General features: G+C 71.0%; 23 protein-coding genes. 16 read left to right on the top strand and 7 right to left on the bottom strand.

Annotated features, from left to right (window positions below):
- Positions 1 to 44 precede the first annotated feature (44 nt).
- Positions 45 to 584 carry a MarR family winged helix-turn-helix transcriptional regulator gene (locus ACIREO_RS13075; RefSeq protein ID WP_404108226.1) on the bottom strand — a complete coding sequence of 180 codons (540 nt, stop codon included), beginning with the start codon at positions 582 to 584 and terminating at the stop codon, positions 45 to 47.
- A gap of 116 nt (positions 585 to 700) precedes the next feature.
- Positions 701 to 2,068, bottom strand: coding sequence for an MFS transporter (locus ACIREO_RS13070; protein WP_404108223.1), 1,368 nt, complete (start codon positions 2,066 to 2,068; stop codon positions 701 to 703).
- A 291-nt stretch (positions 2,069 to 2,359) separates the two neighbouring features.
- On the opposite strand from ACIREO_RS13070, the gene ACIREO_RS13065 reads away from it, so the two are divergent.
- From ACIREO_RS13065 to ACIREO_RS13015, 11 genes are read left to right on the top strand one after another with little or no spacing between them, the layout of a single operon-like run.
- Positions 2,360 to 3,844 (top strand): aldehyde dehydrogenase, encoded by a 1,485-nt coding sequence (locus tag ACIREO_RS13065; RefSeq protein ID WP_404108221.1) that lies wholly within the window; start codon positions 2,360 to 2,362, stop codon positions 3,842 to 3,844.
- A 32-nt stretch (positions 3,845 to 3,876) separates the two neighbouring features.
- A complete protein-coding gene (locus tag ACIREO_RS13060) occupies positions 3,877 to 4,854 on the top strand; it encodes a VOC family protein (protein WP_404108218.1) in 978 nt (325 codons plus the stop codon).
- The gene (locus ACIREO_RS13055) at positions 4,851 to 5,648 is read left to right on the top strand and encodes an aspartate dehydrogenase domain-containing protein (protein ID WP_404108215.1); all 798 of its coding nucleotides are present in this window, start codon (positions 4,851 to 4,853) and stop codon (positions 5,646 to 5,648) included. The genes ACIREO_RS13060 and ACIREO_RS13055 overlap by 4 nt, the downstream gene beginning before the upstream one ends.
- Complete coding sequence (locus ACIREO_RS13050) at positions 5,645 to 6,430, top strand: alpha/beta fold hydrolase (RefSeq protein WP_404108213.1); 786 nt, start codon at positions 5,645 to 5,647, stop codon at positions 6,428 to 6,430. Before ACIREO_RS13055 ends, ACIREO_RS13050 begins: the two co-directional genes overlap by 4 nt.
- A gap of 9 nt (positions 6,431 to 6,439) precedes the next feature.
- Complete coding sequence (locus ACIREO_RS13045) at positions 6,440 to 6,961, top strand: cupin domain-containing protein (RefSeq protein WP_404108210.1); 522 nt, start codon at positions 6,440 to 6,442, stop codon at positions 6,959 to 6,961.
- On the top strand, positions 6,954 to 7,709 hold the full coding sequence (locus tag ACIREO_RS13040; RefSeq protein ID WP_404108207.1) for an SDR family oxidoreductase: 756 nt from the start codon (positions 6,954 to 6,956) through the stop codon (positions 7,707 to 7,709). Before ACIREO_RS13045 ends, ACIREO_RS13040 begins: the two co-directional genes overlap by 8 nt.
- A gap of 19 nt (positions 7,710 to 7,728) precedes the next feature.
- On the top strand, positions 7,729 to 8,517 hold the full coding sequence (locus ACIREO_RS13035) for an SDR family oxidoreductase (RefSeq protein WP_404108205.1): 789 nt from the start codon (positions 7,729 to 7,731) through the stop codon (positions 8,515 to 8,517).
- Positions 8,518 to 8,526: 9 nt separating this feature from the next.
- A complete protein-coding gene (locus tag ACIREO_RS13030; RefSeq protein WP_404108203.1) occupies positions 8,527 to 10,152 on the top strand; it encodes a thiamine pyrophosphate-binding protein in 1,626 nt (541 codons plus the stop codon).
- A 38-nt stretch (positions 10,153 to 10,190) separates the two neighbouring features.
- On the top strand, positions 10,191 to 11,123 hold the full coding sequence (locus ACIREO_RS13025; RefSeq protein WP_404108200.1) for a PDR/VanB family oxidoreductase: 933 nt from the start codon (positions 10,191 to 10,193) through the stop codon (positions 11,121 to 11,123).
- Positions 11,124 to 11,151: 28 nt separating this feature from the next.
- Positions 11,152 to 11,376, top strand: coding sequence for a recombinase-like helix-turn-helix domain-containing protein (locus ACIREO_RS13020; RefSeq protein ID WP_404108197.1), 225 nt, complete (start codon positions 11,152 to 11,154; stop codon positions 11,374 to 11,376).
- 2 nt (positions 11,377 to 11,378) lie between these two features.
- Entirely contained in the window at positions 11,379 to 12,395 is a 1,017-nt protein-coding gene (locus tag ACIREO_RS13015) for a Rieske 2Fe-2S domain-containing protein (protein ID WP_404108194.1), read from the top strand.
- Between the two features lie 33 nt (positions 12,396 to 12,428).
- Here ACIREO_RS13015 and ACIREO_RS13010 read toward each other — a convergent pair whose 3' ends face one another.
- Positions 12,429 to 12,752: a hypothetical protein gene (locus ACIREO_RS13010; RefSeq protein WP_404108191.1), complete on the bottom strand. Its 324-nt coding sequence runs from the start codon at positions 12,750 to 12,752 to the stop codon at positions 12,429 to 12,431.
- A gap of 39 nt (positions 12,753 to 12,791) precedes the next feature.
- Positions 12,792 to 13,739 carry a methionyl-tRNA formyltransferase gene (locus ACIREO_RS13005; protein ID WP_404108188.1) on the bottom strand — a complete coding sequence of 316 codons (948 nt, stop codon included), beginning with the start codon at positions 13,737 to 13,739 and terminating at the stop codon, positions 12,792 to 12,794.
- A gap of 243 nt (positions 13,740 to 13,982) precedes the next feature.
- Here ACIREO_RS13005 and ACIREO_RS13000 point away from each other — a divergent pair, with 243 nt between their 5' ends.
- Positions 13,983 to 15,338 carry a lysine N(6)-hydroxylase/L-ornithine N(5)-oxygenase family protein gene (locus ACIREO_RS13000; protein ID WP_404108185.1) on the top strand — a complete coding sequence of 452 codons (1,356 nt, stop codon included), beginning with the start codon at positions 13,983 to 13,985 and terminating at the stop codon, positions 15,336 to 15,338.
- Positions 15,339 to 15,405: 67 nt separating this feature from the next.
- On the opposite strand, the gene ACIREO_RS12995 is transcribed toward ACIREO_RS13000, so the two are convergent.
- Positions 15,406 to 17,064 carry an FAD-dependent oxidoreductase gene (locus ACIREO_RS12995; protein WP_404108183.1) on the bottom strand — a complete coding sequence of 553 codons (1,659 nt, stop codon included), beginning with the start codon at positions 17,062 to 17,064 and terminating at the stop codon, positions 15,406 to 15,408.
- Positions 17,065 to 17,073: 9 nt separating this feature from the next.
- The gene (locus ACIREO_RS12990) at positions 17,074 to 17,988 is read right to left on the bottom strand and encodes a diiron oxygenase (RefSeq protein WP_404108180.1); all 915 of its coding nucleotides are present in this window, start codon (positions 17,986 to 17,988) and stop codon (positions 17,074 to 17,076) included.
- Between the two features lie 461 nt (positions 17,989 to 18,449).
- On the opposite strand from ACIREO_RS12990, the gene ACIREO_RS12985 reads away from it, so the two are divergent.
- Genes ACIREO_RS12985 through ACIREO_RS12975 form a run of 3 tightly spaced genes read left to right on the top strand, consistent with a single transcriptional unit; the run spans position 18,450 to position 21,645 of the window.
- Positions 18,450 to 19,790, top strand: a complete 1,341-nt coding sequence (locus ACIREO_RS12985) for an extracellular solute-binding protein (RefSeq protein WP_404108177.1) — start codon at positions 18,450 to 18,452, stop codon at positions 19,788 to 19,790.
- Positions 19,787 to 20,749, top strand: a complete 963-nt coding sequence (locus ACIREO_RS12980; protein ID WP_404108174.1) for a carbohydrate ABC transporter permease — start codon at positions 19,787 to 19,789, stop codon at positions 20,747 to 20,749. The genes ACIREO_RS12985 and ACIREO_RS12980 overlap by 4 nt, the downstream gene beginning before the upstream one ends.
- Complete coding sequence (locus tag ACIREO_RS12975) at positions 20,746 to 21,645, top strand: carbohydrate ABC transporter permease (RefSeq protein WP_404108171.1); 900 nt, start codon at positions 20,746 to 20,748, stop codon at positions 21,643 to 21,645. The genes ACIREO_RS12980 and ACIREO_RS12975 overlap by 4 nt, the downstream gene beginning before the upstream one ends.
- A gap of 51 nt (positions 21,646 to 21,696) precedes the next feature.
- Here ACIREO_RS12975 and ACIREO_RS12970 read toward each other — a convergent pair whose 3' ends face one another.
- Positions 21,697 to 22,584: a UbiA family prenyltransferase gene (locus ACIREO_RS12970; RefSeq protein ID WP_404108169.1), complete on the bottom strand. Its 888-nt coding sequence runs from the start codon at positions 22,582 to 22,584 to the stop codon at positions 21,697 to 21,699.
- Positions 22,585 to 22,702: 118 nt separating this feature from the next.
- On the opposite strand from ACIREO_RS12970, the gene ACIREO_RS12965 reads away from it, so the two are divergent.
- On the top strand, positions 22,703 to 23,761 hold the full coding sequence (locus ACIREO_RS12965; protein ID WP_404108166.1) for a type III polyketide synthase: 1,059 nt from the start codon (positions 22,703 to 22,705) through the stop codon (positions 23,759 to 23,761).
- The last annotated feature ends 5 nt before the right edge of the window (positions 23,762 to 23,766 follow it).

Raw genomic sequence — 23,766 nt, 5'->3', positions numbered from 1 at the left:
AGATCGCGGCCTTCGCCGGACAGAGGGGGCATGCGGTCCGGCGGCTACTGCTCCGTGCCGGCCCGATCCTCGTCGGCGTCGAGGATCGAGATCTCCAGCTTGCGGAGCAGTCGCGCGAGCTGCCGGCGCTCGGAGGGCGACACCCCCGCGAGCATCCGGTTCTCGTTGTCCAGGTGCTCGGTGAACGCCGTGTCCACCGTGGCGAGACCCTTCTCCGTGAGGCGGGAGTAGACGACCCTGCGGTCCTGGGTGTCCCGTTCGCGGACGATGAGGCCGTCCTTCTCCAGCCGGTCGATCCGCAGGGTCACCCCCGCCGACGACACCAGCCCGGAATCGGCGAGCTGCCCGGCCGTCAGCCGGTAGGGCTCGCCGGACCTGCGCAGCGCGGTGAGGACGTCGAAGCCCGCGACGGACAGACCGTGCCGCTCGATGGACTCGGTGAGCCCGGTGCTGTAGCGCAGGAAGGACCGGTGGAGGCGGGCGAGGACCTCGAGCGGACTGGTGTCCAGCTCAGGCCGCTCCCGCGCCCAGTCCTCGATCACCTTCGCCACGGCGTCCTGGTCCATGGACCTTGATGCTGCCATCTCATCCCCTTGTGCGGCGTCGGCCGGCGCCCCCCGGCTTCTCACGGCACTGAGAATCTTACTGCTGAGGTGATGGGGCGATCAGCGGGGCGTCCGGGCAGCGGCGCCCGGGGTGATCAGGCGTTGAGCTCCTCCAGCGTCCTGCCCTTGGTCTCGACGGCGAACCACGCGATCACGGCGCCCACCGCGCCGACCACGGCGAGCTGCGCGAAGACGAGTGCAAGACCGCCGCCGGCCCCGATGACCGCGCCGACGGCCACCGGGCCGAGAATGACGCCGCACCGGTTCCACAGGCCGCCGAACGCCGCACCCCTGGCCCGGTTGGACGTGGGGTAGAGCTCGGGGGAGTAGAGGTAGAGCCCCGCGTTGATCGCGTACAGGAAGAACGTCGTGCAGGACGCGAACAGGGCGACCTGGCCGCCCGAGGTCGCGCCGGCGAGTGCCAGTACGGCGAGCGAGAGCACGGTGCCGACGAACGCGCCGATCAGGGCGGGCCTGCGGCCGATGCGGTCGATCAGCATGGCCACGACGAAGGTGCCCAGCAGCCCGGTGACGTTGCTGACCAGGGTGTAGACGAGCGCCGTCGTGAGATCCAGGCCGAACTCCTTCGTGTAGAGGGAGGGCAGCCAGGTGGAGATGCCGTGGTTCACGTAGTACGCCGCGAACCACAGCCCCGACAGGACCGCCGTACGCCGCAGATAGCGCCCCCGGAACAGGTCCATGAGGGTGCCCCTGGGCTCGTTCGGGGCATCCACGGACGGGGCCGGCGCGGGAAGCTCCTCGGCCGTCGCGCGGGCGACCTCCGCCTCGATGCGGGCGATCGCCGCCTCCGCCTCGGCCGTACGGCCACGGGACAGCAGCCAGCGCGGGGACTCCTGCACATGGCGCGGCAGCATCGCGCCGATCACCACCGGCAGGGCGCCCACCAGGAACATCGCGCGCCAGCCGAAGGTGGGCACGACCCAGACGGCAAGCAGCGTGGCGGCCGCGAGTCCGGCCGGGAAGATCATCTCGTACAGCAGGACGAAACGGCCCCGCTTGTCGGAGCGGGCGATCTCATTGATGTACGTGGCCGCGACCGGTACGACCCCGCCGATGCCGAGTCCCTGGAGGAACCGGAAGAGCGAGAACACCTCGATGGAGCCGGAGAAGGCCACGGCGAGGCTGGCGAGGCCGGTGACGACGACGCCCAGGGCGACGGTGCGCACCCGCCCGATGCGGTCGCCCAGCCAGCCCGCGGCCAGGGCGCCGAGCAGCATGCCGATCGAGGCGGAGGTGACGGCGAAGGTGGCCTGTCCGGTGGACAGGTGCCACTCCTTCATCAGGATGGGCAGTGCGGATGCGGCCAGCAGCTGGTCGAACGCCTCGAAGAAGGTGACGGCGCCGATCAGGAACCGGACCTTGACGTGCCAGCGCGAGTGCGGCAGACGTTCGAGTCTCGCGGCGATCGAGCCGAGTGCGGGCTTGCCGGCCACAGTCGTCATGGAGGGGGTCCTTCCGCGGGCAGATGAGTTGCGGAGACAGTAGGGGGGCTATATCTAAGCGGTCAATAGTTAAGAGCTTAGGAAGCTGGCCTCCGGCAACTCGGCCACCATCATCGACGCCATGGATGGTGTGCTCAAGGCCTCCCAGGCAACGATTTCACCTCGGGGTCTTGTGTTGAGAAACTTAAGCACTTAGATTTCTAGTACTTCGGCAGTCCGGTGACGGTAAACCGGCGAGCCTGTCCGCGCCCGGAGTCCACCCCCCTTTCCGCCTCGCCCGGAGGTCCACCCGTGCTGCAGTTCACCACCGAAATCCTGATCGCGGGCCAGTGGCGACGTGGTGCGGGCGAGCCCGTCGAGACGGTCGACCCTTCGACCGGCCGCGTCCTCGCCACCGTCCACTCCGCCTCGGTGGACGAGGTCGCCGAGGCCGCCGAAGCCGCGGCGAAGGCCGTGGCGGAACCGGCCTGGCGCGACCTGTCCGCCCACGAGCGGGCCCGCCTGCTGCACCGGATCGGAGAGCTCACCGAACAGGCCGCGGACGAGCTCTCCGCCCTGCAGACCGCCGACACCGGCAAGACGCTCACCGAGACCAGGGCGCTCGCGCTCAGCGCGGCGGGCACCTTCCGCTACATGGCGGCCGTCCTGGAGACCGCCGAGGAGTCGGTGACCCCGTCCCGCGGCCCGTACGTCACGGTGAGCACGCACGAGCCGATCGGCGTCGTCGGCGCGATCAACCCCTGGAACTCCCCGGTCGCCAGCGACGCGCAGAAGATCGCCCCCGCCCTCGCCGCCGGCAACGCGGTGATCCTCAAGCCCGCGGCCTGGACCCCGCTGGTCTCCCTGGCGCTCGGGCGGCTGATCTCCCAGGCGCTCGACGAGTTCCGGCTGCCGGCCGCACTGCTCTCCGTGCTGCCGGGCAGCGGCCGCGTGGTCGGTGACGCCCTGGTGCGCCACCCCCTCGTCGGCCGCATCGGATTCACCGGGGGCACGGAGACCGGGCGGTCCGTCGCCGAGATCGCCGCCCGGAAACTGATCCCCGCCTCGCTGGAGCTGGGCGGCAAGTCGCCGACGATCGTGCGCGCCGACGCCGACATCGAACAGGCCCTGGCCGGCGTGCTGTTCGGGATCTTCTCGTCCAGCGGCCAGTCCTGCATCGCCGGATCCAGGCTCTTCGTGGCACGCGACATCTACGACTCCTTCGTCGGCGAACTCGTCGAGCGCGTACGCAAGCTGCGCGTCGGCCCGGGCACCGACCCGGCCACCCAGGTCGGCCCGCTGGTGCACCACCGCCACCGCGACTCCGTCGCCGCCTACGTCGACCTCGCCCGGTCCGAAGGGGCCCGCGTGCTGTGCGGCGGTGCGGCGCCCGAGGGCGAGCCGTACGAGGACGGGGCGTACTACCTGCCCACCGTGCTCGACGGCCTCCCGAACACTTCGCGCACCTGTCAGGAGGAGATCTTCGGCCCGGTCCTGGTCGCCCTGCCCTACGACGACGAGGACGACCTGGTCCGCCAGGCCAACGACTCCGTCTACGGGCTGGCCTGTGGGATCTGGACCCGTGACCTGCGCGCCGCCGGGGCGCTGGCACGCCGGATCGAGGCCGGAACCGTCTGGATCAACACCTACAAGCAGTTCAGCGCCTCCACCCCCTTCAGCGGGTGGAAGGACAGCGGCCTCGGCACCGAGAAGGGCCGTGACGCGATCCGCGCCTACCAACGCCAGAAGTCCCTGTACTGGGGCATCTCGGACCATCCGCTTCCGTGGGCCAACTGACCCGGCACACCTGCCAGTCCTGGAGGGACCCCATGCAACCGATACCGCCCGGTCCGATCGCCCGGCTCCGCTCGCTGCGCTACGTCGAGCTGCACACCCCGGCCTTCGCCGAGGCCGCCGACTTCTACGAGGACGTCTGGGGCCTCGAAACCGTCGAGTCCGACACCGGCGCCCGCTGGCTCCGGGGCACGAGCGACGAGCACCACATCCTGCACCTCACCGAGCGGGACCGGGTCGGCCTCGGACGCATCGCCTTCGCCGTCGCCACCCCCGCCGAGGTCGACGAGGCTGCCCGACGCCTCGAAGCGCGCTCCCTGGTCCCCGTCACCGGACCCGGCCCCCTGGACCAGGCCGGCGGCGGCTACGGACTGCGGTTCACCGACCCCGAGGGGCGGCTCATCGAGATCAGCGCCCAGGTCGAGGCCGTCGTGCCACGGGGCAAGGACGGCGCGGTACCCGTCGGGGTGACGCACGCCGTACTCAACACCACCGACATCGACGCCGCGGTCGCCTTCTACTGCGACGTACTCGGGCTGCGCGTCTCCGACTGGTCCGAGCACCAGATGGCGTTCCTCCGCTGCAACAGCGACCACCACTGCATCGCCTTCAACCAGGCGGAGTGGACCTCGCTCAACCACGTGGCCTACGAGATGACCTCGGTCGACCACTTCATGCGGGGCCTCGGACGGCTGCGCCACCACGGCATCACCCCCCAGTGGGGCCCCGGCCGGCACGGCCCCGGGAACAACACCTTCTCCTACTTCACCGACCCCTCCGGGCTGGTCTGCGAGTACACCTCCGAGGTCGCCCAGATCGTCGAGGACGCCTGGATCGCCCGGGTGTGGCGGCGCGTCCCCGAGCTGTCCGACCTCTGGGGGACGGCAGGTGCGCCGTCGAAGGGGATCCGCTGCAGCATGGCCGGCTCCCCGGACCCCGGCCCCCTCGCTTCCCCCGATTCCCAGGGCTCCGGCCCGCTCGTTCCCGCTGACGCCCAGGAGGCCACCGCATGAGCACCGTACGCAAGGTCGCCGTCGTCGGCTGGGGTGCCATCGGCCGCGTCGTCGGAACCGCGCTCGCCGAAGGCCGCGTGACCGGCGCCGAGCTGGTCTGCGTAGTCGACAACCGCCCGCTCGGCGAGGCCGCCCCCGTGCGGCAGGCCACCTTCGAGGAGGCCATGAACTCCTGCGACCTCGTCGTCGAGGCGGCGGGACAGGGCGTCGTACGCGAATGGGGCGAGCGGGTCCTGGCCTCCGGTACCGATCTGCTGATCGCCTCCACGGGCGCGCTCACCGACGACGAGCTCGCCAAGCGGCTGCTGGCGGCCGGACCCGGCCGGGTGTACTTCACGGGCGGCGCCGTCGGCGGGCTCGACCTGCTCCAGGCGGTCCGCGCCCTCGGCCCGCTCGACCAGGTCCGGCTGACCACCACCAAGCTGCCCTCCACCCTCGAACAGCCGTGGATGGACGAGGAGTTGCTGGCCCGCATGCGGACGGCGACCGGACCGGTCGAGGTCATGTCCGGGACCGCCCGCGACGTCCCCGTCAGATTCCCCAAGTCGACGAACGTGGCCGCCTCGGTCGCGCTGGCCGTCGGCGACCTGGACGCTGTGCGGGTCCGGGTCGTCGCCGACCCGGCGGCGCACCACACCCGGCATGTGATCGAGGCGTCCGGCGGACACGGCACCTACCGCTTCGAGGTCGCGCACCTGCCCGACCCCGGCAACCCGGCCACCAGCCAGGTGGTGCCCTACGCCGTGCTGCGCAGCCTCGCCGCCCTCGCCGGCCGGACCGGACAGATCCTGTGAGCGCCGCAGGCGTCCATGTCGAGGAGGCGGGCGACCACGGCCCCCTGCTGCTGTGCCTGCACGGCATCGGCTCCTCCTCGGCCGCCTTCGCCCCGCAGCTCGCCGAGCTCTCCGCGTACGCACGGGTCGTGGCCTGGGACGCCCCCGGCTACGCCAAGTCGCCCGACCCCGGGGGCCCCCTCGACCTGGACGGCTATGCGGACGCGGCGGCCGCCCTCATCCGGGAGCGTGCCACCACCGCGCACGTCCTCGGCGTCTCCTGGGGCGGGGTGATCGCGCTGCGGCTCGCCACCCGGCACCCGGAGCTCGTCGCCTCGCTGATCGTCGCCGACTCCAGCCCCGGCTCGGGCACCGGCGAGGCCAAGGCGGCCGGCATGCGCGCCAGGGCGGCCGACCTCGCAGAGCTGGGCCCGCGCGCCTTCGCCGCGGCCAGGGGCCCGCGCCTCGTGTCGCCCCACGCGCCGGACGAGCTGGTGCACCGCGTCGTGGACACCATGGCCGCCTCGGTGCGGCTGCCGGGCTACGCGTACGCCGCCGAGTCCATGGCCTCCGCCGACCTGCGCGCCGAACTCCCCTCGATCGCCGCCCCTGCCCTCGTCCTCTGCGGCGAACAGGACCGGGTCACCGGCGTCGAGGCGAGCCAGGCCATCGCCGGGGCCATCCACAGGACCGCCTACGTGATCGTCAAGGACGCCGGTCACCTGGCGAACCAGGAGCAGCCCGGGCACTTCAACGCCTGGGTCCTCTCCCACCTCCGAATCACCGCCGCCATCCCCGAATAGGAGCCTTCCATGCCTCTGACCACCGACGCGTACGACAACGGTGACGACCTCGCCGCGTACACCGACTCCCTCATCGCCTCAAAGGCCTCCCGGGTCGCCGACTTCGACACCCTGTCCTTCCAGGAGAAGGCGGGCGCGCAGTTCCGCCGCGGCCAGATCCGGTACGTCGGCTCCGGCGCCACCGGCAACCACGAGAGCGACAGCCGGATCCTCCCCTCCGGCGGGTTCACGTTCTCCAACATGCTGCTGCCGCCCGGCGCCGAGGGCCCGGCCCACACCCACCACGACGTCGAAGAGGCGTTCTTCGTCCTGGAGGGCGAGGTCAAGGTCGGCATCCACCGCGGCGCCGAAGAGGCCGAGTACCGCACCCTGGGCTACCGCGACATGATCGTCGTTCCCGCCGGTGTGACCCGGTCACTCAAGAACGAGGGCGACACCGACGCCCTGTTCTGCGTCGTCATCGGCACGCAGAAGCCGCAGGTGCCGACCTACCCCGAGTACTCGCCGATGCACGGTGTCACCCGTGGCTGACCAGCCCCCGGCAGGCCGGCGCACCGTCGTCGTCACCGGAGCGGGCCGTGGCCTGGGACTGGCCATGGCCCGCCGGGCGGGCACCGACGGCTTCCGGGTCGTCCTCGCCGAACTGGACCGTGAGCGGGGCGAGTCCGCCGCGTCGGAACTGCGCGCGGAGGCGATCGACGCCCACTTCGTACGCTGCGACGTCGCCGACCCCGCCTCGGTGGAGGCACTCGCCGCCGCCGTGCGCGAGCTGGGGCCGCTGTACGGGCTGGTCAACAACGCGGCGCTCGCCAACGGCGTGGGCGGCAAGGAGTTCCAGGACATCGACATCGAGGTGTGGGACCGGCTGATGGCGGTCAACGCCCGCAGCCCCTGGCTGGTGTCGAAGACCCTGTACCCGCTCCTCACCAGGCCCGGCCGCATAGTCAACCTCGCCTCGGACGCCGCTCTGTACGGCTCCCCGCGCCTCGCCCACTACATCGCCTCCAAGGGCGCCGTCATCGCGCTGACCCGCGCCATGGCACGCGAACTCGGAGACAAGGGGATCACCGTGAACGCGGTGGCCCCCGGACTCACCGAGTGCGAGGCGACCGAGACCGTGCCCGCCGAACGGCACGACCTCTACCGCCTCAACCGGGCCATCTCCCGGCCGCAGCAGCCCGACGACCTCACCGGGATCGTCTCCTTCCTGCTCGGCGAGGAATCCCGCTATCTGACCGGACAGGTGATCGCCGTCAACGGCGGCTTCACCATGAACTGAACCGCAGGAGATACGAGTTATGGATCTGGGCCTCGCCGACCGCACGATCGTGGTCACCGGCGGCAGCTCGGGCGTCGGCCTGGCCACGGTCCGCGCCCTGCTCGACGAGGGCGCCCGTGTCGCCACCTGCGGCCGTGACGCCGGCCGGCTCGCCGAGGCGGCCGCCGGCCTCGGCGCCGGGAACGACCGCCTGCTGACCGGCGTGTGCGACGTACGGGACGCCGACGCCGTGCGCGGCTTCGTCAGCCGTACCACCGAGGAGTTCGGCGGCATCGACGGGCTGGTCAACAACGCCGGACAGTCCCGGATGAAGGGGCTCGACGACTCCACCGCCGAGGACTGGCGCGACGAGCTGGAGCTGAAGTTCGCCGGGGTGCTCAACCCCCTCCAGGCGGCGCGCCCCCATCTGGCCGCGTCCGCAGCGGCGAGCGTCGTCAACATCAACGCGGTCCTGGCCAAGCAGCCCGAGACCCGGCTGATCACGACGAGCGCCGCACGCGCCGGCATCCTCAACCTCTCCAAGTCCCTGTCCGTCGAGCTCGCACGCGACGGCATCCGGGTCAACTCCGTCTGCCTCGGTCTCGTCGACACCGGCCAGTGGACCCGCCGCCACGCGGCAGCGGACTCCGGCCTGTCGTACGAGGAATGGCAGTCGGAACTGGCCGAGGACCGGGGCATCGCGCTGGGCCGCCTCGGCCGGGCCGAAGAGGTCGCCTACGCGGTCGTCGCCCTGCTCTCGCCCCGCGCTTCGTACATCACCGGCACCAGCATCGACGTCTGCGGCGGCGTCGGCCGCTCCATCCTCTGAGGAGACACCATGCGTCACGACAACGGAGGCGATCTCCTCGTCACCGTCCTGCGCGAACTCGGCATCGACACCGTCTTCGGCATCGTCAGCGTCCACAATCTGCCGCTCGTCGAAGCCGTCGACCGTGAACTGCGGTTCGTCCCCGTCCGGCACGAGGCATCCGCCGTCAACGCCGCCGACGCCTACGGCCGGGCCCGGGGCACCCTCGGCTGCGCCCTGACCTCGACCGGAACCGGCGCGGGGAACGCCGCCGGATCGCTGATCGAGGCGCTCAGCGCGGGCAGCTCCGTGCTGCACGTCACCGGTCAGGTGGAGAGGGAATTCCTGGGCAGCGGACGGGGATTCATCCACGAGACCAAGGACCAGCTCGGCATGCTCCAGGCAGTCTCCGCCTACGCGGCGAGCGTGCCGGACACCGGGCAGGCGGGCCGGATCCTTCGCGAGGCGGCCCGCACCGCGCTGACCGCGCCCGGCGGACCCGCAAGCGTGGAGTGGCCGATCGACCTCCAGTACTCCGCGCAGACCGACGAACCCGTCGAGTACGGGCCGGCGGCCCCCATCGCACCCGGCGAGAGCGAACTCGCCGCCGCAGGAGCCCTCCTGGCCTCCGCTCGCCGCCCGCTCGTCTGGGCCGGCGGCGGAGCGAACACCGCCCGTGGCGAGCTGGCCCGGCTGCTGGAGGCGACCGGCGCCGGACTGATCACCTCGAACTCCGGGCGCGGCAGCGTGCCCGAGGACCACGAGCAGGTCATCGGGAACTTCGCCACCACACCCGCCGTGCGCGCCCTGATCGAGGACGCGGACGTCCTGCTGACCGTCGGCACCCACTTCCGGTCGAACGAGACGGCGGACTACACCCTGGAACTCCCCGGGGCACACATCCAGATCGACATCGACGCAGCGGCCCTCGGCCGGGTCCACCCGGCCACTCACGCCCTGCACGGTGACGCGGCCGGCGTGCTCACGGCCCTGCTGCCGCACGCCGTGACCGCCGAGCCGGGGTGGACGGACCGTGTCGGAGCCGTACGCACCGAGGTCCGCGCGATCCTGCACGACAACATCGGACCGCAGGCCGCCATCTGCGACGCCATCCGGGCGGCCCTTCCCCGCGAGGCCGTCGTCGCACGTGACGTCACCATCCCCTCCAGCAGCTGGGGCAACCGGCTCCTGGAGATGTACGACCCTAAGGACAACGTCTTCCCGCGCGGCGGAGGCATCGGACAGGGCCTCGGCATGGGCATCGGCGCAGCGCTCGCGCGGCCCGGCACGCCCACCGTCGTGATCGCGGGCGACGGCGGACTCGCCGTCCACCTCGGCGAGCTCCTCACCCTCGCCCAGGAGCGGCCCCGCCTGACCCTGATCGTCTTCAACGACGGCGGCTACGGGGTCCTGCGCAACATGCAGGACCACCACAGCGAGCGCCGCTCCGGGGTCGACCTGACCACCCCGGACTTCGGCCTGCTGGCAGCAGCCTGCGGGCTGCCGTACGCGCGTATATCCGCCGAGGAGCACGCGGGGCCGGTACTCGCCGAAGCTGTCGCCTCCCAGGGCCCCACGCTCGTCGAGGTGGACCTCGACGCCCTCGGCCCGATGCAGAACCCGTTCACCCCGCCCGTGAGGATCCCGGGCCAGTAGCCCGGCCGCCCCGACTGCCGGCAAGGAGGCAACAGACCATGACCGAGGACTCGCTGCGGCTGACCGTCCGCCGTATGACCTGGGAGGCCGAGGGCGTCCTGTCCGTCGAGCTGACCCACCCCGACGGCAAACCCCTGCCTGCCTGGGCCCCCGGTGCGCACCTCGATGTCCACGCCGGCGGCCAGGTACGCCAGTACAGCCTCTGCGGCGACCCGCACACCACGGACGTCTACCGCATCGGCGTACTCAACGAGCCCGCCTCGCGCGGCGGTTCACGCTTCGTGCACACCCAGCTGCGGCCGGGCCAGCAGATCACGGTCTCCGAGCCGCGCAACCACTTCGCCCTGGAGAACGCCGACGCCTATGTGTTCGTCGCCGGAGGAATCGGGATCACCCCCCTGCTCGCGATGGCCAGGGAGGCCGCCCGCAGGGGAGCCCGGTGGCGCATGGTCTACGGCGGCAGGAGCCGGGACTCCATGGCGTTCACCGGCGAACTCGACGCGCTCGGCGGCGATGTCACGCTCGTCCCGCAGGACGAACACGGCCACATCGACCTGGACTCCGCGCTCGCCGGGCTGCCCGCAGGCGCCCTGGTGTACTCCTGCGGACCCGAACCATTGCTCGCGGCCGTCGGGCAGCGCTGCCGCGGGGACCGGCTGCGCCTGGAGCGGTTCGCCGCACCGACGGTGGAACGCACCGACGACGAGGCGTTCGAGGTCGAGTGCCGTACCTCCGGGATGACACTCACCGTGGGTGCCGGCACCTCCGTGCTGGAGGCCGCGGAGGGCGCCGGCCTCACCGTGGACAACTCGTGCCGTGACGGGATCTGCGGCTCCTGCGAGACCCGGGTGCTCGAAGGCACGCCGGACCACCGCGACTTCCTGCTCAGCGAGGCCGAACGGGCCGCGGGCACCACGATGATGATCTGCGTCTCGCGGTGTGCCTCCGGCCGGCTCGTCCTCGACCTCTGACCCTTCCCCCGCACCTTCAGGAGACACCGTGACCGACACCTGGCCGTACCTGGACATCCACCAGTCCCGTACGCACGAACCCACCCCGTACGAGTACAAACTCGCCGCCACCCTCGAAGAGGTCTTCACCCGCGAGGGCCACGAACTCGCCGACGTCGTGCGCGGGCTCAACGCCCGCCAGGTCCACGCCCCCGACGGCAGCCCGTGGACCGAGGAATCCTTCCGCGCCGAGATGAACCGACTGGGAGCCTGACCATGACGCTGTCGTCCTCCGCCACCGCGGACCACATCTACGCGACCGGCCTGCGCAACCAGTGGCACGCGGTCGTCCCCTCGCACTTCGTGGCCCCCGGCGCCATGCGCAAGGTGACCGTGCTCGGTGAGCAGTGGCTGCTGTTCCGGCGCTCCGACGGTGCCCTGTCCATGCTCGCCGACCGCTGCCCGCACCGGGGCGCCCCGCTGTCGCTCGGCAAGCACCTCGGTGACCGGGTCGCCTGCTGGTACCACGGTGTCGAGGTCGAGTCCGACGGCACCGTCTCCTCCGTCCCCGGGCTGCCGGGGTGCAGCCTGGAGGGCAAGAAGCTGGTGACGTCACTGCCGGTCCGCGAGGTGGCGGGCGCCGTCCTCGCGTACTTCGGGGACGAGGAGCACCCCGAGCCCGTCGAGCTGACCCTCCCGGAGCCGCTGACCGACCCCGAGGTCGACGCGTTCCTCTGCTACGCGGAATGGAACGCGCCCTGGCGGTACGGCGTGGAGAACCTGCTCGACCCCATGCACGGCGCTTTCCTGCACCACGACTCGCACACCATGTTCGACGGCGACACGACGGCCAAGTTCCGCATCCGGGAGACCACCCGCGGCTACTTCTTCGAGAAGACCGACCAGCGCGGCGTCAACTTCGACTGGGTGGAACTCTGCCGCACCGGCGTGGACTGGGTCGACCTCTCCATCCCGTACCCGCCGTCGGCCGGTCCCGGCGGCCCCTTCGGAATCGTCGGCATGGTCTGCCCGGTGGACGAGCAGCGCAGCGGCGTCTTCTTCTGGCGCTACCGCCGGGTCCAGGACTGGCAGCGCGCGTCCTGGCGTTTCCTGTACCGGACGCTGATCGAGCAGCGCCACTGGGACGTCCTGGAGCAGGACCGCGTCATGCTGGAGGCCATGCCGGCCGACGCCGACCAGCGGGAGAACCTCTACCAGCACGACCTGGGCGTGGTGCGGCTGCGCCGGCTCTACCGCGCGGCTGCCGAGGACCAGTCGACGGCGGGGGCGTGAGGGGACGCGGTCCATGGCGGTGACAGCGGGCACTCACGGTTCGGTGGCTGAGGCTGTGAGGCCGTCGGCCGCCCGGCCCCGTTCCAGGTGGGTGTGGACACGGCGCAGCAGGGAGGCGAACAGCTCACGCTCCTCGTGGGTCAGCGGGGCGAGGAGGTCCGACTCGGTGGCGGACACATCGGCGTCGAGCCGTGCCAGCGCGCGTCTGCCCGCCGCTGTCAGTGTGCCGGTGAGCCTGCGGCGTGCGGCCTTGCCCGTCGCGTACATGAGATAGGCGTTGAGACTCAGCACGCCCGGCGGCGTCACGCCCTCGGTCCGGGGCGTGTGAGCCGTCCCCGGCGGGCTCGGCCGGTGCATGGTTCCTCCTGACGTGGCGACGGCCGGGGGACCCGGAGGTCAGGGCCTGCCGGTGAGGTAGCCGCCCATCGAGGTGAAGTACTCGCTGGCGGGCATCTCCTGGCCGTCCTCCGTGCGTACCCGGGTGACGGCCAGACCGTGGTTGCGGCCGGTCCTTGCGTCCGCCCCCGCCACGATCACCACTCCGTCGCCCTCGCGGTAGAAGATCCTTCCGGGGGTGCCGCCGTAGCGGCCCTCGGACAGGACAGCCGTCACGATCTCCAGGCGCCTGCCCCTGTGGTGGGTGAACGCGCTGGGATACGGAGCGGACTGCGCGCGCACGAGCCGTTCGAGGTCCTCGGCCGGCCAGTTCCAGTCGACGCGGATGTCCTCGGCGGCCCGCTTGTGGAAGAAGGTGGCCAGGGACCTGTCCTGCCGGGTGAAGTCCGTGCGCCCGGAGGCGATGAGGGCGAGCGCTTCCGTGGTGACGGGGGCGATGAGGTCGACGGTCTTGTGGAACAGGTCCGTGGCCGTGTCCGCGGGCCCGACGTCCACCGCGCGCTGCACCACGATGTCGCCGGCGTCGAGTTCGGCGTCCATCATGTGCGCGGTCACGCCCACTTCGCGCTCACCGTTGATCAGGGCCCAGATCAGAGGTGAGAAGCCCGCGTACTTCGGGAGCAGTGAATCGTGCACGTTCAGTGTGCCGTGCCGGGGGAGCCCGTAGATGTGCGGGGGAATCCACGTACGCCAGTTGTTGGCCACGATGATGTCCGGCTCCGCCTCCTTGAGACGGGTGAAGAGCTCCTCGTCGTCGGGCCGGTCGCGGATCAGGACGGGCACGCCGTTCTCCTCGGCGAGGTCGGCGACCGAGTCGCTCCAGATCCTCTCGTACGCGTGCTCGCTCCTGGGATGTGTCACCACCGTCACCACGTCATGCGTGGAGTCCAGGAGAGCGCGCAGGGTGCGGTGCCCCCACGTCTGATAGCCGAACATGACGACCCGCACGGGTTCCTCCTCGGAACGACGGTGAAAGCTAGTAAAGCAAGCCTAACCTAAGCATGCAATGCCTATCGTTTCGGGGTGAGTTGACTGCGACTCATCCACCTCTGTCCGTTTTGCCCGGTCGACAGGGCGCGATGATGAGGTTAGCTTTACCTAAGTTTCGCGCCGGCTGCCGCTCAGCCGGTGTGCCCTTTTCCGCTTTCCCCACGTCCGCCAAAGCGGCTGCCCCCGCACGATGGGAGTGACATGTCACAGGCTTCACCCGACGACGCACCACCGGTCCACGACCTCATAGGAATCGGCTTCGGACCGTCCAATGTGGCCATGGCGATCGCGCTCACGGAGCGCAACGAACGCGTCGGCAGGCAGCAGGCCGTCACCGCTCACTTCTTCGAGAAACAGCCGCGATTCGGCTGGCATCGCGGGATGCTGATCGACGATGCCACGATGCAGGTGTCCTTCCTCAAGGACCTGGTGACGCTGCGGAACCCGTCGAGCGACTTCAGCTTCCTCTGCTATCTGCAGAGCCAGGGGCGACTGATCGACTTCGTGAACGGGAAGAGTCTCTTTCCGCTGCGGGTCGAGTTCCACGCCTACTTCGAATGGGCCGCCGCCAAGGTGGACGACATGGTGTCCTACGGGCACGAGGTCATCGATGTCCGGCCTGTCGTGGAGGACGGTGTCGTCGAGTACGTGGACGTGACCGCCCGTTCGGGATCAGAGGTCGTGGTGCACCGGGCGCGCAACCTGGTGATCGGCACGGGCCTGCGGCCGCAGATGCCCGAGGGCATCAAGCGTACGGACCGGATCTGGCACACATCCGACCTGCTGTCCCGGGTGGACGGTCTGGACGGGGCCGAGCCGCCGTCCCGCTTCGTCGTGGTCGGGGCCGGCCAGAGTGCTGCCGAGAACGTCGCCTACCTGCACCGCCGCTTCCCGGAGGCCGAGGTCTGCGCGGTCTTCTCCCGCTACGGCTACAGCCCCGCCGACGACAGCGGATTCGCCAACCGGATCTTCGACCCGGACGCGGTCGACGCGTACTTCACCGCCCCGGACGAGACCAAACGCCGGCTGATGGACTACCACGGCAACACCAACTACGCCGTGGTGGACATCGACCTCATCGACGACCTCTACCGCACCGCGTACCAGGAGAAGGTCCTCGGGACCGAGCGGCTGAGGTTCCTCAACGTCTCCAGGGTGGTCGACGCCGTCGAGACGCCCGACACGGTCCGCGCCACGGTCGAGTCCCTGGTCACGGGGGAACGGACGACGCTCGACGCCGATGTGGTCGTCTACGCGACGGGCTACGCGCCCGCCGACGCCCTCGGCCTGCTCGGCGACCTGGCGGAGCGCTGCCGACTCGACGACCAGGGGCGGGTCCGTGTCGAGCGTGACTACCGGGTGACGACCGATCCCGCGATGCGGTGCGGCGTCTATCTGCAAGGCGGTACGGAGCACACCCACGGCATCACGTCGTCCCTGCTGTCGAACACCGCGATCAGGGTCGGCGAGATCCTCGACTCGGTCGTGGAGCGCGGGCAGAGGGACGCGCCCGGCCTGCCCCACGACGCCGTCGGCGGAGTCGGCGCTCCTCGCTGAGTCTCCGCCGCCCGGCCCACAGCCGCAGCCCGGCCCACCGGTGCCGCCGGCGGGCCGGGCCGCACGGTCAGCCGGGAATCCGCCGGCGGCCGCCCCTCGCCGCCGCCACCAGCTCGGGCAGCGTCGCCAGCTTGACCCTGGGGCGGCCGTGCCGGCGCCCCAGGGCGAGTTCGGCACGCTCGATCTCCGCCAGGCCGCGGGCGTCCACGATCCGCCGGTTACGGCGCCGTACGAGGCGCTGGAACGCCTTCGCCCCCTGCTCCGGCACGGGCAGCGCACGCCTGACGGCGTCGTCCAGCAGGGTTCCCACCGTCTCCGCGGCGCAGCCGCGGTTGGCCCCGATGCCGCCCGAGGGGCCGCGCTTGATCCATCCCACGACGTACGTACCGGTCAGGCCCGTCACCCGGCCGCCCTCGTGGGGGACGGTGCCCGTATCCTCGTCGAACGGCAGCCCCGTGACCGGCAGTCCACGCTGGCCGACGGCCCGGAGCAGCAGCCCGGCCGGTATCTCCCGGCCCCCCGTGCTCCCGGTGCCGTCCGTGACACGGACCGCGGTCACGCCGTCGTCACCGAGTGCCTCCACCGGCGCGGAGTGGAATCGGAACACGATGCGGCGCCCCGCCGGCGGCGGGCGCGACCAGTCCATCTCCTCGCGGGTGACACCGGCCAGCAGAGCGGCCCTGCCGCCCGGCTCCGCGCCGTCGACCGCCGCACCCGTCCTCGGGTCGTGGTCGTCGACGACCAGCTCCACGCCGGGCAGATGCTTGAGCGCGAGCAGCTCGGACCGGGTGTACGCCGCGTCCTCCGGCCCCCGCCTCCCGAGCAGCACCACCTCGCGCACCGAGCCGGCACGCAGGGCCTCCAGCGCGTGGCCGGCGATGTCGCCGGCGGCCAGCGCGTCGGGGTCCGAGACCAGGATCCGCGCCGCGTCGAGCGCCACGTTTCCGTTGCCGACCACGACGACACGCTCCGCGGACAGGTCCACGGTGTCCGGAGCGACCTCGGGGTGGGCGTTGTACCAGGAGACGAACGTCGTCGCGCAGATACTGCCGGGCAGGTCCTCGCCGGGGATCCCGAGCCGGCGGCCGGCCGACGCGCCGACGGCGTAGATCACGGCGTCGTGGTGCGCGGCGAGTTCCTCCGGAGTGATGTCCCTGCCCACCTCCAGGCCGAGACACATGCGCACCCTAGGATGCGTGTGGAACCGGGCGAAGGTGTCGCCGGCCTTCTTCGTGGACAGGTGGTCGGGCGCCACGCCGTAGCGGATGAGCCCGCCCGCGACGGGCAGCCGGTCGATCAGCGTCACCTCGGCGCCCGTGTGCAGCAGCAGGTCCTCGGCGGCGTACATCCCCGCCGGCCCGGTGCCCACCACCGCGACCCGGAGCGGTGCGAAGTCCGAGGGCAGGCTGCGCTTGAAGGTCGGCTCTCCCCATACGTGGAAGTTCGGCCCCTCGGGGGCCTCTCCGGGCTCCCGGTCCGCGAAGTACGCCGCGTTGAGAGGGCCGTACTCCTGCTGCGAGGAAGGAAGGCTGTCCACCGGGAAGACCGCTTCGACCGGGCAGGCGTCGGCGCAGGCGCCGCAGTCGATGCAGGACTTCGGGTCGATGTACAGCATCTCCGTCCGGCCGAAGTCCGGTTCCTCCGGTGTCGGGTGGATGCAGTTGACGGGACACACCGAGATGCAGGTGGCGTCCCCGCAGCAGGTCTGGGTGATGGCGTAGGTCATCTCGTCCGCTCAGATCAGATGGGCACGCTTGTAGAAGGCCAGGGCGGGCTTGGTGAGCAGCCGGGCCGAGGCCAGGAACTCCATGAGGCCCGAACAGCTCGACCGCATCATCGACTTGTGGTGCTCGTTGGCCTTCGCCTCCCCGAGTGCACGCTTCCCGTCGAGTCCGGCGTTGGCGTAGACGCCCTTGTTCACCATGCTGGTGACGATCACGTACGAGGCGATCGCGATGACAAGTGCGTTGATCCGCCGCCGCACCGGGCCGGCGCCGCTGAGGTGCTTGCGGGTCTCCGCGCGGGCGAACTTCATGTGCCGGGACTCCTCGACGACATGAATGTTGTTGATGGTGCGGACGAAGGGCACGACCCGCTCGTCCCGCATCCAGTCGCGCTGCATGACGTCGAGAACCTCCTCGGCCACGAGGATCGCCGCGTACGCCGCCTCACCGAACGCGAGGGTCTTGAAGGCGCGCCCCAGTTCCACCGCGAGCCGGTGCGGCCGGTAGGGCGGGGCACCCAGCTTCTGCGCGCCGCGGGCGAACATGATCGAGTGCCGGCACTCCTCGGCTATCTCGGTCAGAGCCCACTGGACGTCCGCGCTCGTGGGGTCCTTCGCGTAGACGTCGCGCAGGACCATCTGCTGGAGGATCATCTCGAACCAGATGCCGGTGCTGGCCACCGAAGCGGCTTCCTGGCGCGTGAGTTCCTTGCGCTGCTCCTCGGTGAGCTCGGCCCAGTACGCCGTGCCGTACAGGGTGCTCCACTCCGGGCTCGCACCGTGGAAGTCCTTGTCCAGCGGGGTGTCCCAGTCGACCTCGGTGGCGGGGTCGTACGCCAGTGTGGCCGCCGATTCGAGCAGGCGCCGGGTGAGGTGGTCCTCGGGCGGCCGGTCCTCGGCATCGGGTCGAACGGTGCTGCTTGCCATGGTGCGGCTCCTCGGTTCGTCAGTGATGTCCTTGTGCTGTCACAGGTGCGATGTAGGTGACGGATCGTCAAATGCCGGGCTGTCGACCGGAGACGGCGACAGCCGTAGGCAAGGAACCGGTGCCGGCCCATGCCGGGCAGCCATCCGTCCCGCTTGTTAGACGGAAGGTATAGCAAGGCGGCCGGGCGGGCCTACCCCCCAGTAAGAAATGTGTGCGCTTCCCCGCGATATCTCCTCTCGGACGCCCGTGCACGCGCGTTCCTGTCGACCGGTTCCGGGTGGTGGGGAGGGTTCTCGTTCGCGATCTCGAACATTGTTCGCAATTTCAGCGCGAGTCATTGACGCCACGTTTTCCCGCGCCTACGGTCCCGTCCGAAGTGACGGTCACGCGTCGGAATATCGAACGTACCGCCTCTCTTCACGCGTCCCCGCACCTCAGAGACGAGCCGAGACGAGCCGCCATGCAACCACCCCTCCTCAGCCGGCGCCGAGCCCTCGCGGGCGGTGCCGGCGCCCTGGCCGCCGCCGGAGCCCTGGGCCCCCTGTCCGGTTGCGCCGCACCGGCCACCGCCGCGGGTCCGGGACAGACCCTGCTGCGGTACTGGCATCTGTTCGGCGGCGGTGACGGCGTCAACATGCAGGGAATGCTGGACGACTTCCGGGCCGGGCACCCCGACATCGCCCTGGAAGCCTCGACCCTGCAGTGGGGCGCCCCGTACTACACCAAGCTCGGCATGGCCGGCGCCGGCGGACGGGCCCCCGAGCTCGCCGCCCTGCACCTCGCCCGGCTCGCGGGCTTCGCCCCCGGTAGGCTCCTCGATCCGTTCGACCTCGACCTGCTCGCCGAACACGGCGTGCGGGAGAAGGACTTCCCGCCGGACATCTGGCGCCGGGGTCAGGTGGGCGGCAAGCAGTACGCCGTCCCCCTGGACACCCACCCCTTCGTCCTCTACTACCAGACCGAGATCTGCGAGAAGGCCGGACTCATGTCGGGCGGCCGGCTCAAGCCGATCAGCGGGGCCGAAGACTTCGCCGACGCGCTGCGCGCCGCGAAGAAGGCGACCGGACAGCCCGGTCTGGTGACCGAGACACTCGGGCCCGACTGCATCACCCCCTGGCGTCTCTTCTCCAGCTTCTACGCGCAGACCGGCGGCACCGTGCTCTCCGCGGACGGCAAACGCCTCGCCCTCGACGACGCCAAGGCGCTGCGGGTACTGGAATACCTGGCACGGCTCATCGAGGAAGGGCTCATGGTGCGCCGCGTCGACTACGCGGGATCCATCGGCGTCTTCAACGGCGGGAAGACCGCCTTCCACCTCAACGGCGAATGGGAGATCACCACCTTCAGGACCACCGGGCTCCCGTTCTCCATGACCCGCATCCCCGCGCTCTTCGGGACGGCTGCCACCCAGGCCGACTGCCACTCCTTCGTCCTGCCGCACCAGGCGGACCGCGGCGGTGCCCCGAACGAGGCTGCCCACACCCTCGTCGCCTGGATGCTGAAGAACTCCGTGGCCTGGGCCGAGGGCGGGCACGTGCCCGCCTACCTGCCGGTGCTCGACGATCCGGCCTACCTCGCCCTGAAGCCGCAGTCCGAGTACCGCACCGTGATCGACGATGTGGCGCTGGACGAACCCGCGTGGTTCGCCGGGTCCGCCTCCCGGATGTGGATCGAGCTCGGTGCCGTGTTCTCCGGTGTCCTCACCGGCTCCCGGAGCCCGCGCAATGCCCTGACCGAGGCCAAGGCCCGGCTGCGGACACTCCTCGACACCCGCAACCCCCTCCCGGGAGCCCCGTCATGACCTCCACCACCGCGGCGGCGCCGGCACCCGTGGCGAAGCCCGCCCAGGGCGCGGCCGGGCGTCCGTCCCGCACCGTGCACAGGAAGTGGACCGAACACGGCCTGGTGTTCATCGCGCCCTTCCTCGTCGTGTACGCCGGGTTCCTGATCTGGCCGCTGATATCCGGCCTGGGCATGAGTCTCACCAGCGAGAACATCACCGGCACCGGGGGTGAGTTCGTCGGCCTCGACAACTACGCCGAGGCGGTGCGCGACCCCGCCGTGTGGTCCTCGCTGTGGAACACCGTCTGGTTCACGGTCCTGTCCACCGTCCCCCTCGTCGTCGTCGGCCTCGTGCTGGCCCTGCTCGCCCACCAGCTGCGGGTGGTGCAGTGGCTGTGGCGGCTCAGCTGGTTCGCGCCCTTCCTGCTGCCGTCCGGCGTGGTCTGCCTGCTCTTCATGAACATGATCCTGCCGTCCGGCTTCGGCCTCGCCGACCAGATGCTCGCCGCGGTCGGACTGACGCCGGAGATCGGCTGGCTGACCGACGAGCGGTACGCCATGCTCAGCGTCGTGGCGACCACCGTCTGGTGGACCGTCGGCTTCAACTTCCTGCTGTATCTCGCCGCCCTCCAGGCCATCCCGGCGCACCTCTACGAGGCCGCCGAACTGGACGGTGCGGGCGCGGGCAAGCGTCTCCTGCACATCACCCTGCCGATGCTCCGCCGTACCACCGGGCTCGTCGTGGTCCTCCAGATGCTGGCCTCGCTGAAGATCTTCGACCAGGTCTACATCATGACCGGCGGAGGCCCCGACGACTCCACCCGGCCGATCCTCCAGTACGTCTACCAGCAGGGCTTCACGGGCTACCGCATCGGCTACGCCTCCGCCGTCTCGTACATCTTCTTCGCCCTGATCCTGACCGTCTCCCTGGTGCAGCCGCTGCTGTCCCGGCGCCGAGCTGAGGAGGCCGCGAAGTGAGCGGTTCCACCACCGTCACCACCCGCCCCACCCCGCGGCCGGAGCGGCCCTCCGACGCCGGGGGCCGCCGCCTGCGCTGGACGCGCGGCAGGGTCGTCCTGCTCGTCATCGCCCTGCTCCTCACCGCGGCCTGGCTCCTGCCGCTCGCCTGGGCCGTCGCCACCTCCCTGAAGCCGGAGGGCGACACGACGAAGACACCGCTCTCCTGGATCGGCTCGCGCGTCACCTTCGACGCGTACAGCAAGGTCTGGGAGTCCGGTGACCTGATGGTCTGGCTCATGAACTCGGCGTACATCTCCGTCATGACCACGCTGCTGACCGTCGTGACATGCGCGATGGCCGCGTACGGGTTCACCCGCACCGACTTCCGAGGCCGGCGGCTGCTCTACGGGCTGGTGCTGGCCGGCATCATGGTGCCCCCGCAGGTGCTCATCGCGCCCCTATTCCGCGAGATGGTGCAGCTCGGCCTCGTCGACACGTACTGGGGTGTGATCCTGCCCCAGGTCGCCGTGCCCGCCATGGTGTTCATCCTGGTGAAGTTCTTCGAAGGTGTGCCACGGGAGCTGGAGGAGGCGGCCTTCTGCGACGGCGCCGGCCGCTGGCGGGTGTTCTGGACGATCGTGATCCCGCTGTCCCGGCCCGTGCTGGCGGCGGTGGCGATCTTCACCTTCATCTCCACCTGGAACAACTTCCTCTGGCCGTTCCTCGTGACCACCGACCCGGGCGGCATGACGCTGCCCGTCGGCCTCGTCAACGTCCAGTCGTCCTTCGGGGTGCGGTACGCCCAGATCATGGCGTCGCTCGTCATCGCCGGGATGCCGCTCCTGATCGTCTTCGCGTTCTTCCAGCGGCAGATCGTGCGCGGTATCGCGCACACCGGTCTCGCCGGCCAGTAGAGCCCGCGTCACACCTGACGGCCCGTACGGACACACCGTCCGTACGGGCCGTCAGGCGATTCCCCTGCCACGCGCAAGCAGCAGCGCCACATCCGCCGACGCCACCGCCACCGTCCCCGCGAGCGCCGCCTTGCGCCATCTCCCGGTCGCCCGTGGACCGGCGTACGCCGTTGTCGCCACCACGGCGCAGAGAGCGACCCCGCAGAGGAGCGCGACACCCCGCCCACCGGGAGGCCCCGCGGGCCCCAGGACCAGCACCGCCGTGGCCGCCGACAACGGGAGGGGCAGCAGGATCCGGGTGCGGGCCGGCCCCAGTCGCTGGGGCAGGCCGCGGACACCCGCCAGCAGATCCTCCTCGATGTCCGGGAGCACGTCGCCCAGATGGGCCGCGACTCCGAGCAGCGCACCCGTCACGACCGCCCACCACGCGGGCCAGGGGCTTCCCGGAAGGCTCAGGGCGACCAGACACGGAAGGCTGCCGAAACCGATCGCGTACGGCAGCCAGGACAGCACCGTCTCCTTGAGCTTCAGGTTGTACGCCCATGCCGCCACGACCCCGGCCAGATGCGCCGCACCCGCCGCCGCACCGCAGGCGAACGACAGCACCAGGCACAGGGACAGCGCGGTGAACGCCGCCCTCCACACCGCTCCCCGGCCCACCGCACCACGGGCCACCGGCTTGCCGGGGCGTGCGGCCTGGGCGTCGCGGCGTGAGTCGAACGCGTCGTTGCACCAGCCCACCGAGAGCTGCCCGGTCAGCACGGCGGCGGAGACCAGCACCCAACGGCCGCCCCCCGGACCGGAACTGACGGCCAGTGCGGTGACGAGTGTGGTCACCGCCAGGACCGGACCCGGATGACAGGACAGCACGAGCCCCGCCGAGGAGCGGGGCAGGCGCAGTGCGGGGGGAAGTGCCGAGGGCCGGTCCGTGGTGTCCACGGGGCGATCGTAAGGACACCAAGGCGTACGAATACGGCAGCCGCGCGTCGCATGTGCACTGATTTGCCCCGGTTCGTTGGCAGGATGGGGGCATGATCTCTCCGAAGCGGTGGCCAGGGTGACCCGGATCGCGGCGGTGCACGGAGTCCTTCCGCCGCACCGCCACACCCAGGGCGAGGTCACCGACATGGTGGCGCGCACCTGTCTGCCCTCGGGGGCCGACCGCCGCGTGCTGGACCGGATCCACGCGAACGCGGGCGTGCGCACCCGGAACATGGTGCTGCCCCTGGAGCGCTACGGCGAACTGGACGGCTTCGGGGCGGCGAACGACGTGTTCGTCGGCGCGGCCGTCGACCTCGGCGCCGAGGCCGTCCGCGGCGCCCTGCGCAAGGCCGGGCTGCGCCCCGACGACGTGGACCTGCTGATGTTCACCTCGGTCACGGGAATCGCCGCCCCCTCGATCGACGCGCGGCTCGTCGGACGCCTCGGTCTGCGCCCCGACGTGAAGCGGCTCCCCGTCTTCGGCCTGGGCTGCGTCGCCGGGGCAGCCGGGGTGGCACGGCTGCACGACTACCTGCTCGGCCGGCCCGGGCAGGTGGCCGTACTGCTCTCGGTCGAACTCTGCTCCCTGACCTTCCAGCGGGACGACGCGAGCCCCGCCAACCTCGTCGCCACCGCCCTCTTCGGCGACGGCGCCGCGGCCGCGGTACTCGTCGGCGACGGCCACCGGACGCCGGTGGACGGTCCCGAGGTGGTGGACACGCGCAGCCGCCTGTATCCGGACACGGGGCACGTCATGGGCTGGGACATCCGCAGCTCCGGCTTCCGGGTGGTGCTCGACCCGGCCGTCCCCGACGTCGTACGCCGCTATCTCGCCGAGGATGTCAGCGGCTTCCTGGAGGAGCACGGGCTGAAACCGAAGGACGTCGCCCGCTGGGTGTGCCATCCCGGCGGGCCCAAGGTCCTGGAAGCCGTCACCGACGTCCTGTCCCTGCCCGAGGGCGCCCTCGACGTCACCTGGAGTTCGCTGGCCGAGGTCGGCAACCTGTCGTCGTCCTCGGTCCTGCACGTCCTGCGGGACACGATGGAGCAGCGGAGCCCCGAGCCCGGAACGCCCGGTCTGCTGATGGCCATGGGCCCGGGATTCTGCTGCGAACTGGTGCTGCTGCGCTGGTAGTCCGG

It is taken from the genome of Streptomyces sp. NPDC102441 (genome assembly GCF_044765585.1).
Taxonomy (GTDB): Bacteria; Actinomycetota; Actinomycetes; order Streptomycetales; family Streptomycetaceae; genus Streptomyces.
Note: the sequence above shows the minus strand (reverse complement) of the source record. Positions and strands in the feature narration are given on the sequence as shown.

Bases quoted from the DNA above. Each gene is read 5' to 3' on its own strand.
- ACIREO_RS12990 (WP_404108180.1), bottom strand. From the start codon at position 17,988: ATGGCAAGCAGCACCGTTCGACCCGATGCCGAGGACCGGCCGCCCGAG.
- ACIREO_RS13035 (WP_404108205.1), top strand. From the start codon at position 7,729: ATGGATCTGGGCCTCGCCGACCGCACGATCGTGGTCACCGGCGGCAGC.
- ACIREO_RS13000 (WP_404108185.1), top strand. From the start codon at position 13,983: ATGTCACAGGCTTCACCCGACGACGCACCACCGGTCCACGACCTCATA.
- ACIREO_RS13055 (WP_404108215.1), top strand. From the start codon at position 4,851: ATGAGCACCGTACGCAAGGTCGCCGTCGTCGGCTGGGGTGCCATCGGC.
- ACIREO_RS13010 (WP_404108191.1), bottom strand. From the start codon at position 12,752: ATGCACCGGCCGAGCCCGCCGGGGACGGCTCACACGCCCCGGACCGAG.
- ACIREO_RS13025 (WP_404108200.1), top strand. From the start codon at position 10,191: ATGACCGAGGACTCGCTGCGGCTGACCGTCCGCCGTATGACCTGGGAG.
- ACIREO_RS13015 (WP_404108194.1), top strand. From the start codon at position 11,379: ATGACGCTGTCGTCCTCCGCCACCGCGGACCACATCTACGCGACCGGC.
- ACIREO_RS13070 (WP_404108223.1), bottom strand. From the start codon at position 2,068: ATGACGACTGTGGCCGGCAAGCCCGCACTCGGCTCGATCGCCGCGAGA.
- ACIREO_RS12980 (WP_404108174.1), top strand. From the start codon at position 19,787: ATGACCTCCACCACCGCGGCGGCGCCGGCACCCGTGGCGAAGCCCGCC.
- ACIREO_RS13045 (WP_404108210.1), top strand. From the start codon at position 6,440: ATGCCTCTGACCACCGACGCGTACGACAACGGTGACGACCTCGCCGCG.
- ACIREO_RS12985 (WP_404108177.1), top strand. From the start codon at position 18,450: ATGCAACCACCCCTCCTCAGCCGGCGCCGAGCCCTCGCGGGCGGTGCC.
- ACIREO_RS13030 (WP_404108203.1), top strand. From the start codon at position 8,527: ATGCGTCACGACAACGGAGGCGATCTCCTCGTCACCGTCCTGCGCGAA.
- ACIREO_RS13060 (WP_404108218.1), top strand. From the start codon at position 3,877: ATGCAACCGATACCGCCCGGTCCGATCGCCCGGCTCCGCTCGCTGCGC.
- ACIREO_RS13075 (WP_404108226.1), bottom strand. From the start codon at position 584: ATGGCAGCATCAAGGTCCATGGACCAGGACGCCGTGGCGAAGGTGATC.
- ACIREO_RS12995 (WP_404108183.1), bottom strand. From the start codon at position 17,064: ATGACCTACGCCATCACCCAGACCTGCTGCGGGGACGCCACCTGCATC.